The organism is Pseudomonas putida (genome assembly GCF_022627325.1).
GTDB lineage: Bacteria > Pseudomonadota > Gammaproteobacteria > Pseudomonadales > Pseudomonadaceae > Aquipseudomonas > Aquipseudomonas putida_X.
This window is the reverse complement of record NZ_JAETZZ010000071.1, coordinates 1-255: the sequence shown is the minus strand read 5'-3', so window position 1 is coordinate 255 and position 255 is coordinate 1. Positions and strand designations below refer to the sequence as shown.

Sequence of the window (255 nt, the reverse complement as noted above, 5' to 3'; positions counted from 1 at the left end):
GCTGTGAGGCGTTGAGCTAACCAATACTAATTGCCCGTGAGGCTTGACCATATAACACCCAAGCAATTTGCTTCTGCAGATTGCGGTGGTGAAGATGATACGAACCGAAAGTTCGCAACGAACCACACATATCGCATATCCGGATTCGCTGGGCTGTCCATCTGGACATTCTGGCTACAGAATTTCTTGACGACCATAGAGCATTGGAACCACCTGATCCCATCCCGAACTCAGTAGTGAAACGATGCATCGCCG

At 49.4% G+C, this 255-nt stretch carries 1 rRNA gene; it reads left to right on the top strand.

The features are described from left to right. Positions 1-185: 185 nt before the first annotated feature. Positions 186-255: ribosomal RNA gene (gene rrf, locus JNA92_RS25800) — 5S ribosomal RNA — on the top strand; the annotation flags it as partial.